Here is a 17,288-nt window from a genome sequence, read left to right as displayed (position 1 = left end):
CCTAATTTGGCTAATACTTTAGTCTTATACGGAACAGAGTAACTGTCGTATTTTTGTCTTAACCCCTTGTTTATATTTATTAATTTCAGCCAAAAACAGTTCTGAGGTAGCAATTGCATCATTTAAGGCATTGTGAGCATGGTAGCTTGGAAGTTGAAAGCTCTGGCGCAAGCTTTCCAGCCGAAATATTGAAGGGTCGTAATGTTGACCGCCAATATCGAGTCGTTTTTTTGCCAACATTAAGGTATCTATCATCATCAATGGAGGGCGCACTCCGTAAAGTTCAAAACAAACTTGCCGTAAAAATTGACGTTCTATCTTGGCATAATGGACCAACATGACTTTCCCAGCTAACGCCAGTAGTAGCTGATCAACAGCGGTTTTTAATTCAATGCCCTGCTCTTTTTCTGAATCCGTGATCTGATGGACAACAACATTATTCGCTTCTAATTTGCCTTTGGTTTTTATTATATTGTGACAACTACTCGCCAATTTTATTTTGCCACCATCAATTTCAATTGAACCGATACTAAGCAATTGGTGCGTCATTGCATTTAAACCCGTTGTCTCAAAATCTACCGACAGTAAAGTCAGCTCACTAATAGTTGCATTTTTGTCTGGAAAAGGTACCGACAAATATTTTTTAGGGCCCCTCTGGCACACGCCTAAGCGCCCGCTTTCGCTGTTGTTCAGCCGATAGAAAAGACTCAAAAAAGGCCACATTAGTAAGCAACCTGACGGTTATTTTGCAACGTTTTAATCACCTTAAAAACATCTTTTAGATGTTCTTGTTCCAACCTAGAAATAGTTTTGGGCGGTAAGTAATTGTCTGGTTTTTTTCCTGCTGATAATAATCGCGCCTGATGACTTAGACGTAAATAGCCTAAAAATTCAAAAGCATCAATTAGGCTTCTGGCCATCGACTTAGTTAGCGATGGCGTTCCGGCCACAGCCTGCAGTCTTGCTAACGTATTCACAGCTGCAACACCTTCTTGTAAGGCATAAATTCGGGCAAGATCGACAATTGGCGCAATGCCATTGTGTTTTAAATCCAAGACCTTTTCGTTATCGCCATTTTCCACCAACACAAAACCTCGGAAAAAGCCCAGAGGTGGTCGATGAGCAAGCGCATTTCGTGACAAATGGGCGATAAACAAAGAATTGTTTTTAGTTTTTTCTAACATTTTGTCTCTTACTTCGTTTAATAGAGACGCATCACCGTGTACGGTAGTAAGATCAAAAAAGACACTGGAATTTAGCAGTGCTTGGGGACTTGGGTTCACCACCCATTTATGAAAATATTTGTGCCAAACCGATTGCGTTTGTCGCCATTTGGAGTTAGTTGCCATTATGTCACCGGGGCAATAAATAAACCCACACGCCGCTAAACCATCGCAAACAAAAGTGGCAAGGTCTTGATACCAATAGGCATCCTGGGGCTGTAGCTTGTCAGAAATAATCATCGCATTGTCTTGATCAGAGTGCGCAAACTGCTCAAGTCTGGCCTGAGAGCCCGCAGCAAGCTGAGGCATACGGTACCGGGGCTGGCCCTAATAAGTTTTCCGCCATTGTGATCAGTCGAACCGTAAACGCCATGGTAATCGCACTAATGCTTTTGCCTACATGATCAGAGGTTGTCCCAAGTTTTGACATTCTAATTTGCAACTTTGGTAACATCTTACTTATTTCAGTTAGCTCACTAATTTTATTCGCTTTGGCAACTAAACTAGAAATATTGACGGCGTTGTTACCTTCATGGTTCATCAAATCTGTTACTGTAACCATACCAGCTAATCGGCCATTGGAGGTTACTGGTAAATGATGAATATTCCGACTCGTCATGACTATCAAGGCGTCGTATGCACTGTCATTGGTGTCTAACGTCAATACATCACTACTCATGATATCGGATACCGGCATTAAAGGGTCTAACCCTTCTCCAACGCAACGCGTACGGATATCTTTGTCCGTCACAATGCCAACCATCTCACCTTGCCTTAGTCACGACTAAACAAGAATAACCTTGCTCTGTCATTTGCTGAGCGGTTTGTTGAATATTGAGTTTCATATCTATCGTCGCAGCAGGCGTATGGTACACATGTTCAACTTGGGTGTTCATTAAAGTGGATGATACAACGGCATCATCACTAAATTTTTCCATTCGTTTTTTAAGACGCTGCGCTGCGGTTTGAGCAAAAAACGCTTCGGCTTCTTCACTTTCAGTAATGACCTCGAGTAGCGCTTCCCGATCAATGCAATAAAGTAAGGTGTCTTCCTCGGTCACAACAGAAATTTTAACATTTTCATCCGGCAGTAAAAAACCGAACAAAGATCACCTTCACCGTACTTACTTAATAATTCGTTGTCATTGCCAAAATAGGCCAGTGCCCCTTTGCGAATAAAATACAAAACAGCTTTTTGATCCCCCTCGGGAGGCAGGCTGGAATTAGACGCCACATATTGAATATATATATTTCGGGTTAATCGAGAAATTTGCTCCTCTGACAAAGTATCAAATGGCGGAATAACCCGAATAAAATCGTGTACTTCAGATAAATCGTTAGACATATTTCTCCACCTATTAACCGCTTTATATCAGGATTGCACATTAAAACAGACTGTTAGAGTTTTAGAGCAGTTAAGAAAATGGGTCAACCGCTTAGACTACATTCTAGACTAAAGTTTAATACCGCTAGTTGAAAATTGTTGTTAGCTTAACTATGGCGATGGGCTAAAGAACAAATTTATACCAAAAATAAGATAACAGGCCATCACTTCAACAGTGTTTAAACAATTTTAAAAATCTAGGAGAGGATCGTGGAGAATCAAAGCTCATATTGGCGGGAAAACCTTCGTCTAATATTTATCTGCCTAGCCATTTGGTTTGTTGTTTCATTTGGGTTTGGCATTTTACTTGTCGAACAACTCAATGAATTCCGCTTAGGCGGCTACAAATTAGGCTTCTGGTTTGCGCAACAAGGCTCAATTTATACCTTTTTAGGTCTCATTTTTTGGTATACCAAAAAGATGAACGACTTAGACAAAAAATATAATGTCGAGGAAGAATAATGGAAGAGTTAAAACTTTATACTTACATTGCCGTCTTCGGTTCATTTGCTGTCTATTTTGGTATAGCTTGGTGGGCACGAGCGGGATCTACAAGTGACTTTTATGTTGCTGGCGGTGGTATAACACCACTGCAAAATGGTATGGCGATTGGTGCCGACTGGATGAGTGCCGCGTCATTTATCTCGATGGCAGGTCTGATTGCTTTCTTAGGCTACGGTGGCTCAGTATTTTTAATGGGTTGGACCGGTGGTTATGTCCTCTTGGCAATGCTACTCGCCCCTTACATGCGAAAACACGGTAAGTTTACGGTTCCTGAGTTTATCGCAGATAGATACTATTCTAAAACAGCACGTGTTGTTGCGGTTATCTGTTTAATCATAGCGTCTCTTACTTACATTATCGGTCAAATGAAAGGCGTTGGCGTCGCGTTTTCTCGATTCCTAGAAGTTGATTATGATCTTGGTCTATATATTGGTATGGCCGTTGTTTGGGTTTACGCAGTTCTTGGTGGTATGAAAGGGATTACTTACACTCAGATTGCTCAGTACTGTGTCCTTATCTTTGCTTATACGATCCCTGCTGTATTTATCTCATTGCAACTTACCGGTAACCCAATCCCACAACTTGGCTTAGGCAGTACATTAGCAGACGGCAGCGGTGTTTATCTATTAGATAAACTCGACATGGTTGTAACGGATTTAGGCTTTAAAGAATACACAACTGACAACATGGGCGGCACGTTAAATATGTTTGCTTATACATTGTCACTGATGATTGGTACTGCTGGTTTACCACACGTCATCATGCGCTTCTTCACTGTACCATCGGTTAAAGCGGCTCGTATGTCTGCTGGTTACGCATTAGTATTCATCGCTTTGTTATACACAGTAGCTCCTGCAGTAGGCGCGATGGCTCGACTTAACCTAATGAATACGATTGAACCTGTTGCTGGTCAAAACCTAGAGTACGCAGAACGTCCTCAGTGGTTTAAAGATTGGGAAAAAACCGGGTTGTTGCAATATCAAGACAAAAACAACGACGGTAAAATACAATACACTGCAAATGCTGAAACTAATGAAATGGTGAAAGTTGACCGTGACATTATGGTTCTAGCAAATCCAGCTATTGCTAACTTGCCAAATTGGGTCATTGCACTGGTAGCCGCAGGTGGTATTGCCGCCGCGTTATCCACAGCCGCCGGTTTGTTGCTCGCCATTTCGTCATCGGTATCCCATGACTTAATGAAAGGCGTACTTACCCCTGATATTTCAGAGAAAAACGAGTTATTTGCAGGCAGGGTGGTAATGACAATTTCAATCATTGTCGCCGGCTATCTGGGGCTCAATCCGCCTGGCTTTGCCGCAGGAACAGTTGCCCTAGCATTTGGACTCGCTGCATCTTCGATATTCCCAGCACTAATGATGGGTATATTCTCTAAGAAGATGTCAGGCCCAGCTGCAGTATGGGGAATGTGTTCAGGTATCGGTGTGACTATGTTGTATGTATTCCAACACAAGGGCATCATGTTCATCAGTGGTACTGAGTTCCTTGGTGGTTTAGAGCCTAACTGGTTCTTTGGAATTTCACCAAATGCGTTTGGCGCTGTTGGTGCGTTAGTTAACTTTACTGTTGCCTTTATAATTCTTAAAGCAACTTCTGAAGCTCCTCAACACATACAAGATATGGTTGAAAACTTCCGTACACCACATGGTAAAGTTGCCGCTGCGCACGACCACTAGAATTAATAAAACTCGATAAAATAAGACTCCCTCGGGAGTCTTTTCTTTTACTGTTACAGGTAAAAATTAGTTGCATTAACTCATTGGAAACTATAAAAAAGAAATATGAATAAACATACTCGACTCGCATTTATCATCGCCCCGTTTCTGGCTGTCCTCGGCTGGATTGGATCCGATCTTTGGCTGGAACTCGAAAAACCTGAAAACCAATTTTTTAAGCTAACCACTGAAAATGACTATTGTGATGTTATAGCAAAACAGTGCATTCTTCGTTCCGGTGATATTAAACTTAGTCTATACACTGCAACGGATGGTGAAGACAAAGATAGAACAGTCATCAATTCAACTTATCCGTTAGACGACGCCACGCTCTTTTTAGTCGACAACCAAGGTACGGCTACACCTTTTCGAATGGCTCTACTTCAAACGCCATACTATTGGTACGAACATACGCCTTTTGCCAAACTTAATGCCGCCAAGGGAAGCAAACAAGTTTTCCGCGTTATTGCCACAATCAAAGGCAATCAATACGCAGGTGAATTTACTAGTACAACGCAGAGCACTCAATTGCCTGCTAAAGAAGACTAAATGTTCGCAAACTGGCAACTGATAAGCATCAGCATTAGTTACATAATGCTGCTGTTTCTCATTGCTTATTTAGGTGACCGTTACCGCCACCGAATTAAACAAACTTATCAGCCTATTATTTATGCTCTGACTTTAGGGGTGTATTGCACGTCCTGGAGTTTTCTTGGCACGAGTGGTAAGGCCGCTAGCAATGTGTTGTCGCATATTCCCATATTTCTTGGCCCGATTTTACTCTTTGTATTTGCATGGCCATTTATTCAACGCATGATTAATGTCAGCTTAAAGCTAAACATTACGTCTATTGCCGACCTTATTGCATCACGTTACGGAAAATCAAAACACCTCGCCCGACTCGTTACAACCGTCGCCCTCGTCGGCACATTGCCTTATCTTGCACTGCAATTAAAAGCAATTGTCTATACATTCCAACAGCTTCAATTTGCGCTAGAGTTTGAACATTGGCAACTTGGTCTAGGCGTAAGTTTGGTATTGGTGTGGTTCACTGTCATCTTTGGTATTCGCTCAATAGAGGTTACAGAGCGCCACCCTGATGTAATGTTAGCCATCGCGTTTGAATCGTTAATGAAGCTCATTGCGTTTGCCGCGGTTGGTATATTTGCCAGCTTTTTCCTGTTCGATTCCCCTGTAGATATCTGGCAGCAGGCCCAGCAAAAAATAAACCTAACGCAACAATTTTCTCTACCTAACTTAACATCTATGTTTGGTTTGCTTATTGTTGTCATGGCTGCGTTTTTAGCCTTACCGCGCCAATTCCAAGTTATGGTCGTCGAGCTTAAATTTGAAAAAGACACCTTAGTTAAGCCGCCGTTTGTTCCCTCTTTATTTAATGGTATTTGCCTTATTTGCGATCCCTCTTGGGCTCGCAGGATATATGTTACTTGGGGACACCGTCCCCAGCGACGCCTACGTATTATTTTTACCACAGTTAACCAACAACTCGTGGTTAACACTACTGACCTTTATTGGTGCGATATCCGCAGCAAGTTCGATGGTCATTATTACAGCAATCGCACTGAGCACTATGATCAGCAATGAGATTGTATTCCCAATTTTATTTAAATCTACAGGTAAGTCGGATACCGATTTTGATACATTTAGAGTGCGACTTCTTAACGTTCGTAAGGTGCTCGTCTTTGTCGTGATCATGCTGGGCTATGGCGCATTCTATTTTGCTTCACCAGATACTCTTTCGGCACTAGGTGAAATTGCCTTTGGCGCAATTGGTCAACTCACCCCAGCACTAATCACCGCTTTTTACTCTCGGAGTGTCACCCTAAAAGGGGTTTATAGCGGTATTGTGGTGGGCTTTAGTATGTGGCTCGCACTAAACTTTCTACCAGAACTTGGGCTTTATCCTCATCCTTTCCAAGAGGCACCAGTTCCGAGTTACACTATAATTACCTTACTCAGTCTAACCTCTAATATTTTTGTCATGTGGCTGGTGTCGCAATTCACCCGCCCTAGCGTGCAAGAGCGCGTGCAAAGCGCATTGTTTTTCGAACAATCCACTAAGCTCGTGGTTAGCTCCCCCAAATACCGTCAGTTAAACGAAGCCGAGCTAGTCGCTTTAATGGCGCGGTTTGTAGGTGAATCGTCAGCACGCAGTAAATTTGAAAAATTTAACCAATTCAATAATAAAAAACATCTTAGTAAACAGGTTTATATTCAAAAACTCATTGAACACACCGAACAAACGCTTGCCAGTGTAATGGGGTCATCCTCTGCCCGCCTTGTGTTGCATTCAGCACTCGAAGGTCGGGATATTGCACTCAATGAACTCGCTTTGTTAGTTGAAGACGCATCTGCACAACGCTTGGAATTTAGTAAAAATTTACTGCAAAGTGCGATTGAAAACGCCAGTGAGGGTATCTCCATTGTCGACGGTGACTTAAACCTTGTGGCTTGGAATAAACGATATGTCGAATTGTTTGAATACCCAAAAGAGCTACTTTATGTCGGCTGCCCTATCGAACCCCTTATCCGCTTTAACGTTGAAAAAGGCCTTACAGGCCCGGGCGACGTTGACAAACAAGTCGCTCGCCGAGTCAATTTCTTAAAGCAGGGTAGTCCCCATAATTCAGAACGCCAACATAACAATGGTAAGGTCATTAGTATCCAAGGTAACCCTCTGCCTGACGGCGGTTTTGTGATGTTGTTCACTGACATCACTACGTACCGTCAAGCCGAACGATACCTTAAAGAAGCTAATCTAGATCTCGAAAGCCGAGTTATCGAGCGCACGCAAAAGCTAGAAGAAACCAATCGGGAGCTTGAAGTCGCGCGGGAAAGATCAGAAACCGCTCATATCAAAAAGAGTCAATATCTAAATGCCGTAAGTCATGACCTAATGCAGCCCCTTGAAGCTGCCCGTTTGTTTACATCTGCTTTGGCGAGTCAACCAGAGTTAACCGACAAACAACTGGTGCAGGTTAACAATATCAACGACTCGTTAAAGGTGGCTAACGACCTGTTGGCCAACCTTGGTGAAATAGCCCGTATAGAAAGCGGTAATATTCATCCTCAATTCGACAGCTTTTCATTAACAGCCTTATTTGAGGAACTTAAACGAGATTTCTCTGCGGTCATTGACAAACAGCAGGTCGAGGTACGATTTGTAAAAACCGAAGTTTGGGTTAAATCCGACCGCCACTTATTGCGCCGCATCTTGCAAAATTTACTTGGTAATGCGATTCGCTATGCTGCGCCTGGCAAAGTACTGCTTGGTGTTCGACGCTCTGGCAACAATGTAGTCGTTCAAGTGCTTGATAATGGCGATGGTATTCCACTGGATAAGCAACAGCTAGTTTTTGAACAATTCACCCAATTGAATACCAACAAGCAATCCGGTGCTAAAGGCTTAGGGTTGGGGCTGAGTATTACAAAAGTTTAGCCGAACTCCTCAACCACCCTCTAACACTAACCTCTCGAAGTGGTCATGGCTGTAATTTTAGTATTACTATCCCGCAAGCGGTGCCTCAATTCATTTCTCCTGTTGCTACACCAACGCCAAAACGCTCCGCTACTGCGCAGAGTGTAAGCTTGCAAGGTGTAACTGTGTTGTGTATCGATAATGACCCTGCGGTTCTCAATGGGATGGTAGAATTGCTTAAAAGTTGGCAATGCAACGTAATTAGCGCCGCCTCAACGACGGAAGCTAAAGAAAAGTATCAGCAACAAAAAGACGATATAGCCATTGCTTTGGTGGATTATCAGCTTGAAAACGACCGAACAGGTATCAAGTTAATTGAAGAACTAAGAAGCACCTCAGAACGTTATCTACCGGCAATATTGATAACTGCGACAACCGAGGTTGGTATAGAGCATAAAGCCGCTAATGCAGATTTAGGGTTTATGAGAAAGTTAGTTAAGCCAGCAGCACTTCGTGCGCTAATCAATGCCAAATTAGCTGAAAGGCTTCGTAAACAATTTGTCGACTAATCCATTGCCAACAAATTGTAATAAAATTCAAGAGACCAAAGGCTTACTATTTTGACGCGGATAATTCCGTTTCAAATGCCGTGCCTGATAGATCAAGTTCATTAAGCGTAATAACAGCCTGTGTACGATTTCGTACGTTTAACTTTTTAAAGATAGCAGTTGCATGGGCTTTAATCGTGGCCTCTGACACATGTAAATCGTAGGCAATTTGTTTGTTTAACAGCCCTTCGGCAAACATCATCAAAATTTTATACTGCTGTGGCGTCAAGCTTGCGATTCGTTCTGCAATATCGGATTTTCCTGATTGTGCGGTTTGAGCAGAAAAATTAGGTGGGGTCCAAATATTGCCTGAAAACACTTCATTAATAGCCAAAAAGATGGTTTCTACTGGAGTTGATTTAGGAACAAAACCCGACGAACCATGCTCCATCGCAGAGGAGATAGTATCCACATCATCATATGCAGAAACAACAACAACTGGTATTTGAGGAAAATGTCGCCTCACATGGATTAACGTATTAAAGCCATGAGCACTAAGAATATTGAGATCTAATAACAACAAATCTGCATCAGTATTTTCGGCCAGAAGTGTATTTAACTCATTAACATTTTCGGCTTCAAGCCATTGTGTATGCGTTAACTTTGACCTTAAGGTTTCTAATAGAGCCTGCCGAAATAATGGATGATCATCAGCAACAATAATTTTGTCTGGCTGCATGTGGTTATATCGCTTTTGTTAAATTATCCCAGCGTTAGTCTAGTCTGAAATTAACAAATAGTTAATTAGACTTTTGTCTATTCGCACCTAAACCTAATGCAGATCAACAAAAATCGCTTTTTAACCTAGTATGAACGAGCGATACAATTCTATGCAGGACTTACGTGGGAATCAACGTCAGTACCCGCGGTATTAGCAACGGAGGATGTCTTCACTTTGTGATTCTGAGTCAGTGGCGCTTTTTTATGATAACGGCCTAAAACCGAAGTCAAAACAAAAAAGCCAAGTGTCGAATACAGCAATTGTTCTACGGTATAACTTGTCAGAGCTAATAACACGACTAACAAATCAATTGATAAAATAACTTTGCCACTATGGATGCCGTATTTTTCTCAATAAAAAGTGCAAGAATATTGACCCCACCAAGTGACGCATTATTTTTGAATATCAGCAATAATCCAACACCTATTAAACCGCCGCCGATAAACGAGGCTAGCCACATAGGGATTGAATTTAAAGAGATGAGCAATTGCATCGTATCTGCAAGAATAGAAACCAACACAATGCCAAACACACTTTTTAACGTAAACGTTTTTCCCATTTGACGGTAAGCGATAACAAAAAACGGCGCATTTACAATGAAGAACCATAACCCCATCGACAACCCCCAACTTTTAGTTGCGAGTGCGGCAAGACCTGCAGTGCCACCAACGATCATATGACTCGATTGTAAAAAGAATAATCCAAGGGCGACTAAGAAGCAGCCTTCAACTATTGCGTACCATTCAAATGCTATTTTTTTCATGACAACTCTGCGTAAATTCGACGGCGCTATTTTAACCTATTAACTCTATCATTACTGAGTAATAGCTCTATTTATCCATTCAAACATTGCCCAAAATCGGCAAGAGATATTTACGCTTAAATAGTGCAAAAGACGGCTAAACCAAACAGTACCTGACTCTTAAGCCAAGATGCACTAATATTGGGATTTCCACCGTTAATAAAACTTGAATAACACATATATGTCACAATAATAGAGTAGAAACTAGTTCAACTAATCAATTCCAACTCAGTCTAAAAACAACAGGCAAATTGTCAAATGAATTGATGTTTACGTATTAACGCCATGTTATAACAATAAAAATAAATTAGTTTCTCAAACCAATTGGTCCTAGAAGCAGAGAGGGAATTATGAGAAGAGCATCATCAATTTTAAGAAAACACCGCGCAGGTGACCGAGTTTACATTCCTAGTGACTCACGCGATAACCAGTATATTTTGGCTGAAATCCAATTAACAGACGAGTTAATTGAATCCGTTGTCGGCACAATCGACAGCAATGCAGACCAGCCATATCAAAAGTTTTACCAAAAATTGTCTCATCAAATTTTTGAAGTAGTTGAACAACACGGTCTGACACACGTTAATTTTGTTGCGAATAACAAACTAGTTCGTGTACGTTACAGTGGCGAGCAACAAGTGCTACATAGTAATCAGCAGTCTTTTTTCTTTTACTGCCCAGAACATAACAGCACATTTAAAAGCTATTACGACAACGCAATTAGAGCGCGAAAAGTAAAAATATTATTTTTAGCAACCGGTGACGAGTTACGCCTTAATTCTGGCAAGTTCCATAATGCCGTGTTTAAAGCAGTTAAAGACATTTCAGCTAAAATAGGCTTAGCACCTAACGCAATAAAATTACGCGACCATCAACATCTTACTTTTGATTTATTCACGAAAGAGAAAGGTCATAAAGAAACTATCACTCATAGTTTCCGTGAAATTGCTGATCGCTATCAAAGCCAAGGTCAAAAGATTGGTGAACACACCTCAATTACTTACGCGATTGCCAGTGTACCAATGGCTCGACGTTTATTAAAAGGCACTGACATTGATTACAACTGTGATACGCCTTTCACTAAATTGTATGAAAAAGTAGAAAGCATATTTAAAGACGCATGTAGTGAAAACAATATTGACCAAGCGGCACTAATTGCCAATGGCCTGTCACCGTTTGTTCGTTATGACGAGTCAGAAACAGCAGAAGTACAAGGTGAGTTAATATCTATTGGCGTGGATCCAAGCAATAACAAAAGCCGTTTCTGTGTACATTGGAGCGGTGATAAATTAGCAGACACAATACGTTTTGTCTTTTTCGCTGACGAGTCAGATGAAAATAATAACAACTACGGGAAGTTTGTTAATCAAGTGATGCAAACCGTAACTAAGTTTGCTGACGATGTGAATTGGAAAAAGATAACGACGATATTATCATTCGTGTTCATCAACATATCATGCAACAAGTGTAATATTTATATGCCCCTGAACTGCAAAGTGACGGGGCAATTTCCGCCTAGTATCACGCCCACGCAATACTTCTAAGTATAATTCGCTTAATTTAATATTCAGATTTTTTGACACTTTGAATTAATGACCGGATTGCAACTGACTATTCTTAATGACTGTTATTACTGGCTGATGCTATTTTTTAGTGTCGTTCCTTGATATCCAAGATGCTAGGAAGAAACCAGGTTGGGTAGTTACGTTGAATTTTCGAACCGTTAGATAAGTGTCAGGCTAAAACATTAAACAGCAGATACAAAAATGCCAGTGACAAGTCACTGGCATTCATACTTTTAAAACTAACTAATTATGCTTCAGCAATAACGTTAATTTTGATAGACGCAGTTACTTCTGGGTGAAGTTGGATAGCGATATCAAACTCTCCAGTTTCACGGATTGCGCCTTCAGGCATTTTAACTTCAGCTTTAACGACTGCAACACCAGCTTCTGAAATAACGTCAGCGATGTCACGAGTTCCGATAGAACCAAATAGTTTACCTTCGTCACCAGCTTTAGAAGCGATAGTCACTTCTGCAAGCTCAGTAACTTGAGCAGCACGAGCTTCAGCGGCAGCTAATTCTTCAGCAACTTTTGCTTCTAATTCTGCACGACGAGCTTCGAATTGCTCTAAATTGCCTTTAGTCGCTGGAACTGCTTTTCCCTGTGGGAATAAGTAGTTACGCGCGTAGCCAGATTTAACGACTACGTTGTCACCAAGTGAACCTAAGTTGGCAACTTTATCTAAAAGGATTACGTTCATATGTATTAAACCTCTTAATTACCAGTCTTATTGATGTAAATCTGTATAAGGCAACAATGCTAAAAAGCGTGAGCGTTTGATCGCACGAGCTAGTTGGCGTTGATACTTTGCACTTGTACCTGTGATACGGCTAGGTACGATTTTTCCACTTTCTGTAACATAGTTACGTAGAGTTGCTAGATCTTTATAATCTATCTCTTTGATGCCATCTGCTTTGAAACGGCAAACTTTACGACGTCTAAAATAACGTGCCATTAGAGTCTCCTAATTGAGTTTTTCAATGTGTTGAGCGTGAAGTGCAAGAATGGGTTGACCATTTTTACTTTCGTGACGGTTTAAAAAACCACTCACATTAACTTCATCACCTACAACAAAATTTTGTATTAACTGCCTTTGTTGTTCACCACAGGTTACAACATGAATTCGAATATAAGCGTTTCGGCTAAACTCGTCTTCCTGTTGAATAGAACGATGTTCAATTGAAAATTGACCATGAACTACGCCTGCAGGACTTTCAGAAAACTTGGGTGATTTGCAAATTTGGCCCGTTAAGACCACCTGATTAAACACCTAAGCTATCCTCAATTAAGCAGCTTCTTTCTTCTCTTCTTTAGCCAGAGGAGAAGGTTCAGTAACTGCATGGTCCTTACGGATAGTTAGAGAACGCAATACCGCATCGTTGTAGCGGAATGTTTCTTCTAATTCAGCAATTACTTCACTCGGCGCTTCAACATTCATAAGAACGTAGTGTGCTTTGTGTAATTTCTCAATTGGATAAGCTAATTGACGGCGACCCCAGTCTTCAAGACGGTGTACTTGGCCATTGGCTTCAGTAATAGAACCAGTATAACGTTCAATCATACCAGTTACTTGTTCACTCTGGTCAGGGTGAACCATAAAAACGATTTCGTAATGACGCATCGTTAGATTCCTTTTGGATTAGTAGCCTTAAACTCAAGCTCAGCCAAACTTGTACAAAGGCAAGGAACAAAAATTGATAGCTGATTTGGGGGCGCAATTATACCTACTTTTTGATTTGGCTCAATCGATTTGATGACTTTTCAAACAATTAGTTTAGATAACCCTATTTTGTTAGCACTTACCAACCGCAAGTGACTAATTTTTGAGCAAAATGTAACAAAGTGTTGCACAGAAAAAGCGCAACCTTTATTCTGTATAGCAAATGAGCAATGTGATTTAAGAGCAGTGCCGTAATTAAGTTAATTAAGAAAAATAAAAATGGCTCAAGCTGAACAACGTGGTTTTGCTATCAAATATTTGGAATCTCAGGTCGAAGACAATTATTCTCGATTTGTCGTAGCGACTTACGTGTTGGGCATCATTGCATTGCTATTTTGTTGCCGCAACATATACCATCAAGTCAACGACATTAACGGAGAATATAGTAGCCCTTACCTAATAATTTGGTTTGGCCTATTTTTATGCTCAGCTGTTTTCCGTTTTGTTTTACCTACAGCGAAAGCCTATAACAACATTAAGAACATGGACTTCTTGATGATGAGTTACGCCATAATCGTATGCATTATTGCGGCGTCTATTACCGCTTTACAGTCCTTATTAACGCCAAATTTCACCGCATTCTCTTTTGCTATTTTAGGCACAGTAACCGCGTACCGAGCCTGTTCTCTTAAATATGTCATCATTATGGCAATTGCAACAACCCAATTCTCAGTGGTTTATTTCCATTTTTATGATCAGCCTTTTAGCGTCCTATTTTTGTTTCCCATCATTGCGATTTGTGTCGTTTCATTTTTAATTGCCAACTCGCTAGAGAGCAACCGCAGACTGATGTTAAAACTGTCCATGGACTTAAAAAAGACCAACGAAAAACTCAAAGAAGAATCCATTCAAGATCCATTAACAAAATTGTACAACAGACGTTATTTAACGGACTTCTTACTGCGCGAAGTTAAAGAATTTGCACGCTCAAATGAGTCTTTTTGCATTGCTGTATGTGACTTAGATCACTTCAAAAAATTAATGACACATTAGGTCACTTAACTGGTGACCAAGCCCTTATAGCAATCGCGGAAGTATTAAAACAAAGTAGCCGATCTACGGATATTTTGATCCGATTTGGCGGTGAAGAATTTGTTATTGTCATGCCACGTACTAAAATTTCGGCTGCACTGACCGTGATTGAAAGAATGAAGGCAAATATCGAGAAAAATCAATTTGAAGGAATTTCTTGGCCGCTATCAGCAAGTTTTGGATTAACTCAAATTAAACCCAAAGACACTGACATTCTGCTCCTTGCCCGCGCTGACAATTTACTTTATCAAGCCAAAGATGCTGGCAGAAATTGCATCATGACGGATCAGGTCGAACATACTCAAAACATCACAGGCTAGTTTTAAATTCATCTAATGCTGTGAAGTCGATAGCGATATCGTTTTACTGTCGATCTCCTATTAAAAGTGCCTTGAAATACGCAACAGCACTGGCGTATATCAAGACACCGTTTTCATAGCGGTTTATTGCTTATAAACAACACCGTCTTTCATTACAAAAGTTACATTTTCCATAAGATCAATATTGCTAATTGGATTGCCATCAACAGCGACGATATCCGCTAAATAACCCGCTTTAATTTGTCCAATGTTATCCTGTTGCAAAAGATCAGCACTATTTAATGTTGCCGCCTGAATCGCTTGCATAGGTGTCATCCCAAACCGTACCATACGAGAAAACTGTTTGCCGTTATCGCCATGTGGATAAATTGCCGCGTCTGAGCCAAATACCATTTTCACACCAGCTTCTGACGGCCATTCTAAAGCTATCACGTTGTGCTTTTGATACGAGTTTTTCTTTGTTGATGTTTTCTTCTGGGACTCCATTTGCTTCACCAAACGCCAACGTATACTCCGTATTATAAATATCACACGACAAGTATGTACCATACTCTAGTGCCAAATCGATTGCTTCTTGGTCCATAAAGCTACAGTGTTCAACACTGTCGATACCAGCACGGATAGCGGCTTTAATACCTTCAGTCCCGTGCGCATGTGCCGCAGCAATTAGACCGCGCATATGAGCTTCTTCGACAGCCGAGCGGATTTCTTCTTCCGTTAATTGTTGTATGCCAACTTTAGTGCCCTTTGAAAACACACCACCTGTTGCACACACTTTTATTGTGTTTGCGCCATACTTGATGTTTTCACGCACCTTAGTTCGCACCGCCCACGGACCATCTGCAACACCACCACTGATACTTTCTGCTTCTGGTGGTGAGAAATTATCATCACAATGACCGCCTGTAATACTAACAGAATGGCCTGCGGCCCAAATTCGAGGCCCGACAACTTCACCAGCGTTAATGCCGTCTCGTACACCAATGACTGAATAACCCTTTGCACCCAAGTTACGAACAGTAGTGAATCCAGCCATCAAAGTTTTTTTAGCATTTTTTACCGCTTTTACCGTCATCCTAGGAACCGAGTTTCCTTTTGATGCCAAAAAGTTCTCTTCCGCATCACCAGTTAAATGAACATGCATATCCATTAAGCCTAGTAATAAGGTTTTCCCCTGTAGGTTAATAATGTCAGCGCCTGCATCAGCGGAGACTTTGCCCTGTCGGCCAACCTCTATAATCACGTTATCTTCAACTAAAACCGACACGTAATTAATCGTTTCGCCACTTTCCACATCGACATAGGCGTCGGCGTTAATGAGGGTTTGTTGTGCTAGTAAATTTGAGGAACAGAATAAAATACTCAATAAAGCTGCTACCGGGACCAAACGCATATGTTACCTTCCACTTTTGTTTTTTCTTATTAATACCTTTGCTTATTAAAGCAGAGTTTCCTAAACAAATATCGGTTTTTATATCGAAGTTCCTGTTGTTCATCGTATTTATCGAGGATGGACGCAAATCCATTTGTAAATTACATAAAAAAGGCACTACGTCGTAGCACCTTGATTTAATATTGACCTCAGTCACTAATTATTACGGACCTATGCTCCGATAACATCGTCGAGTTATACCGACTCCAAGTCACTGTCTGACGCTTCACCGTCGGCTTCTTGATCATTATCCTCGGCATCATCTGGCGAGGACGTTTTAGGATCTTCTCCAATCGCCATTAGCTGTTTCTTCTGCTCCGGCGTGATCTTATGAATTGCCGAAATAAAACATTTCACAGGAATAGTATTCGGCACTAACACATAATCAAATTTAGCCCGCAAAGACCCACCTTGATGTTCTATAGCTAATTGATGAGCAAAGTCGAGATCAAAACAGTTCCGTTGCAATGTCACTAAATAAGGTGAGCGAAAATTACGGTATAAAATAAGGTGTTTCGCCCCTAAAGAGGACCACTGATCAAATTTGAATCCAGGGATTTTATCAGTACGTTCAAGGTTGTTATCCACCACAAACTGTTCATAGGCGGCAGTCCGTTCTTCTTTCGTGAGCGTATTATTTGAGGCGCAACCAACCAATATAAACCCAGCGACAATTATTGATAAAATGAGCTTAAACATAATACCCCTTACTTATTTTAGTTTTACTTAGTTTAACCATGAATCTACTACAATATCGTTATCAATTGTAACTATCTATCTAAACCATTTGTAATAACGACAT

18 protein-coding genes and 3 pseudogenes are annotated in these 17,288 nt (G+C 40.9%); 8 read left to right on the top strand and 13 right to left on the bottom strand.

Annotated elements, in window-relative coordinates:
• Positions 1-24 precede the first annotated feature (24 nt).
• From PN838_RS16865 to PN838_RS16845, 5 genes are all read right to left on the bottom strand, one after another.
• Positions 25-636, bottom strand: coding sequence for an exonuclease domain-containing protein (locus PN838_RS16865; RefSeq protein WP_272181413.1), 612 nt, complete (start codon positions 634-636; stop codon positions 25-27).
• Between the two features lie 86 nt (positions 637-722).
• Positions 723-1,532 (bottom strand): putative nucleotidyltransferase substrate binding domain-containing protein, encoded by an 810-nt coding sequence (locus PN838_RS16860; RefSeq protein WP_272181412.1) that lies wholly within the window; start codon positions 1,530-1,532, stop codon positions 723-725.
• The gene (locus PN838_RS16855) at positions 1,495-1,974 is read right to left on the bottom strand and encodes a CBS domain-containing protein (protein ID WP_272181411.1); all 480 of its coding nucleotides are present in this window, start codon (positions 1,972-1,974) and stop codon (positions 1,495-1,497) included. The genes PN838_RS16860 and PN838_RS16855 overlap by 38 nt, the downstream gene beginning before the upstream one ends.
• Before the next feature lie 13 nt (positions 1,975-1,987).
• A complete protein-coding gene (locus tag PN838_RS16850; RefSeq protein WP_272181410.1) occupies positions 1,988-2,284 on the bottom strand; it encodes a CBS domain-containing protein in 297 nt (98 codons plus the stop codon).
• A complete protein-coding gene (locus tag PN838_RS16845; protein WP_272181409.1) occupies positions 2,281-2,568 on the bottom strand; it encodes a hypothetical protein in 288 nt (95 codons plus the stop codon). Before PN838_RS16845 ends, PN838_RS16850 begins: the two co-directional genes overlap by 4 nt.
• Before the next feature lie 249 nt (positions 2,569-2,817).
• Between PN838_RS16845 and PN838_RS16840 the strand changes: the two genes are divergently transcribed.
• The 6 genes from PN838_RS16840 to PN838_RS16815 all read left to right on the top strand — a co-directional run bounded on the left by PN838_RS16840 (position 2,818) and on the right by PN838_RS16815 (position 8,855).
• Positions 2,818-3,069: a DUF4212 domain-containing protein gene (locus PN838_RS16840; protein WP_215964687.1), complete on the top strand. Its 252-nt coding sequence runs from the start codon at positions 2,818-2,820 to the stop codon at positions 3,067-3,069.
• A complete protein-coding gene (locus tag PN838_RS16835) occupies positions 3,069-4,808 on the top strand; it encodes a sodium:solute symporter family protein (protein ID WP_215964686.1) in 1,740 nt (579 codons plus the stop codon). Before PN838_RS16840 ends, PN838_RS16835 begins: the two co-directional genes overlap by 1 nt.
• A gap of 105 nt (positions 4,809-4,913) precedes the next feature.
• On the top strand, positions 4,914-5,396 hold the full coding sequence (locus PN838_RS16830) for a hypothetical protein (protein ID WP_215964685.1): 483 nt from the start codon (positions 4,914-4,916) through the stop codon (positions 5,394-5,396).
• Entirely contained in the window at positions 5,397-6,452 is a 1,056-nt protein-coding gene (locus tag PN838_RS16825; RefSeq protein WP_272181408.1) for an SLC5/6 family protein, read from the top strand. It abuts the gene before it with no gap.
• Complete coding sequence (locus PN838_RS26565; RefSeq protein WP_334313533.1) at positions 6,406-8,307, top strand: sensor histidine kinase; 1,902 nt, start codon at positions 6,406-6,408, stop codon at positions 8,305-8,307. The genes PN838_RS16825 and PN838_RS26565 overlap by 47 nt, the downstream gene beginning before the upstream one ends.
• An 80-nt stretch (positions 8,308-8,387) precedes the next feature.
• Positions 8,388-8,855, top strand: a complete 468-nt coding sequence (locus PN838_RS16815) for a response regulator (protein ID WP_272181407.1) — start codon at positions 8,388-8,390, stop codon at positions 8,853-8,855.
• Positions 8,856-8,901: 46 nt separating this feature from the next.
• Here PN838_RS16815 and PN838_RS16810 read toward each other — a convergent pair whose 3' ends face one another.
• Both PN838_RS16810 and PN838_RS16805 read right to left on the bottom strand, forming a co-directional pair.
• Complete coding sequence (locus PN838_RS16810; protein WP_272181406.1) at positions 8,902-9,573, bottom strand: LuxR C-terminal-related transcriptional regulator; 672 nt, start codon at positions 9,571-9,573, stop codon at positions 8,902-8,904.
• 149 nt (positions 9,574-9,722) lie between these two features.
• Positions 9,723-10,291: pseudogene (locus PN838_RS16805) on the bottom strand (DUF6198 family protein).
• Positions 10,292-10,767: 476 nt separating this feature from the next.
• Between PN838_RS16805 and PN838_RS16800 the strand changes: the two are divergent.
• The gene (locus PN838_RS16800; protein WP_272181405.1) at positions 10,768-11,961 is read left to right on the top strand and encodes a DUF3083 family protein; all 1,194 of its coding nucleotides are present in this window, start codon (positions 10,768-10,770) and stop codon (positions 11,959-11,961) included.
• 268 nt (positions 11,962-12,229) lie between these two features.
• On the opposite strand, the gene rplI is transcribed toward PN838_RS16800, so the two are convergent.
• Genes rplI through rpsF form a run of 4 tightly spaced genes read right to left on the bottom strand, consistent with a single transcriptional unit; the run spans position 12,230 to position 13,603 of the window.
• Positions 12,230-12,682: a 50S ribosomal protein L9 gene (rplI, locus tag PN838_RS16795; RefSeq protein ID WP_215964679.1), complete on the bottom strand. Its 453-nt coding sequence runs from the start codon at positions 12,680-12,682 to the stop codon at positions 12,230-12,232.
• Between the two features lie 27 nt (positions 12,683-12,709).
• A complete protein-coding gene (gene rpsR, locus PN838_RS16790) occupies positions 12,710-12,937 on the bottom strand; it encodes a 30S ribosomal protein S18 (protein ID WP_215964678.1) in 228 nt (75 codons plus the stop codon).
• Between the two features lie 9 nt (positions 12,938-12,946).
• Positions 12,947-13,252, bottom strand: coding sequence for a primosomal replication protein N (gene priB, locus PN838_RS16785; protein WP_215964677.1), 306 nt, complete (start codon positions 13,250-13,252; stop codon positions 12,947-12,949).
• A gap of 15 nt (positions 13,253-13,267) precedes the next feature.
• A complete protein-coding gene (gene rpsF / locus PN838_RS16780) occupies positions 13,268-13,603 on the bottom strand; it encodes a 30S ribosomal protein S6 (protein ID WP_215964676.1) in 336 nt (111 codons plus the stop codon).
• Between the two features lie 318 nt (positions 13,604-13,921).
• Between rpsF and PN838_RS16775 the strand changes: the two are divergent.
• Positions 13,922-15,054, top strand: a pseudogene (locus tag PN838_RS16775) (GGDEF domain-containing protein).
• A 123-nt stretch (positions 15,055-15,177) separates the two neighbouring features.
• On the opposite strand, the pseudogene PN838_RS16765 reads toward PN838_RS16775, so the two are convergent.
• Positions 15,178-16,447, bottom strand: a pseudogene (locus tag PN838_RS16765) (Xaa-Pro dipeptidase).
• 234 nt (positions 16,448-16,681) lie between these two features.
• Complete coding sequence (locus tag PN838_RS16760; protein ID WP_215964673.1) at positions 16,682-17,185, bottom strand: DUF6491 family protein; 504 nt, start codon at positions 17,183-17,185, stop codon at positions 16,682-16,684.
• Positions 17,186-17,288: the final 103 nt, after the last annotated feature.

Source organism: Psychrosphaera algicola, assembly GCF_028401425.1.
Classification (GTDB): domain Bacteria; phylum Pseudomonadota; class Gammaproteobacteria; order Enterobacterales; family Alteromonadaceae; genus Psychrosphaera; species Psychrosphaera algicola.
This window is presented reverse-complemented; position numbering and strand designations above follow the sequence as displayed.

Coding starts and splice junctions, on each gene's coding strand:
- PN838_RS16860 (WP_272181412.1), bottom strand. CDS start 1,532: ATGCCTCAGCTTGCTGCGGGCTCTCAGGCCAGACTTGAGCAGTTTGCG.
- PN838_RS16845 (WP_272181409.1), bottom strand. CDS start 2,568: ATGTCTAACGATTTATCTGAAGTACACGATTTTATTCGGGTTATTCCG.
- PN838_RS16835 (WP_215964686.1), top strand. CDS start 3,069: ATGGAAGAGTTAAAACTTTATACTTACATTGCCGTCTTCGGTTCATTT.
- PN838_RS16830 (WP_215964685.1), top strand. CDS start 4,914: ATGAATAAACATACTCGACTCGCATTTATCATCGCCCCGTTTCTGGCT.
- PN838_RS16825 (WP_272181408.1), top strand. CDS start 5,397: ATGTTCGCAAACTGGCAACTGATAAGCATCAGCATTAGTTACATAATG.
- PN838_RS26565 (WP_334313533.1), top strand. CDS start 6,406: ATGGTCATTATTACAGCAATCGCACTGAGCACTATGATCAGCAATGAG.
- PN838_RS16810 (WP_272181406.1), bottom strand. CDS start 9,573: ATGCAGCCAGACAAAATTATTGTTGCTGATGATCATCCATTATTTCGG.
- PN838_RS16800 (WP_272181405.1), top strand. CDS start 10,768: ATGAGAAGAGCATCATCAATTTTAAGAAAACACCGCGCAGGTGACCGA.
- rplI (WP_215964679.1), bottom strand. CDS start 12,682: ATGAACGTAATCCTTTTAGATAAAGTTGCCAACTTAGGTTCACTTGGT.
- rpsR (WP_215964678.1), bottom strand. CDS start 12,937: ATGGCACGTTATTTTAGACGTCGTAAAGTTTGCCGTTTCAAAGCAGAT.
- rpsF (WP_215964676.1), bottom strand. CDS start 13,603: ATGCGTCATTACGAAATCGTTTTTATGGTTCACCCTGACCAGAGTGAA.
- PN838_RS16760 (WP_215964673.1), bottom strand. CDS start 17,185: ATGTTTAAGCTCATTTTATCAATAATTGTCGCTGGGTTTATATTGGTT.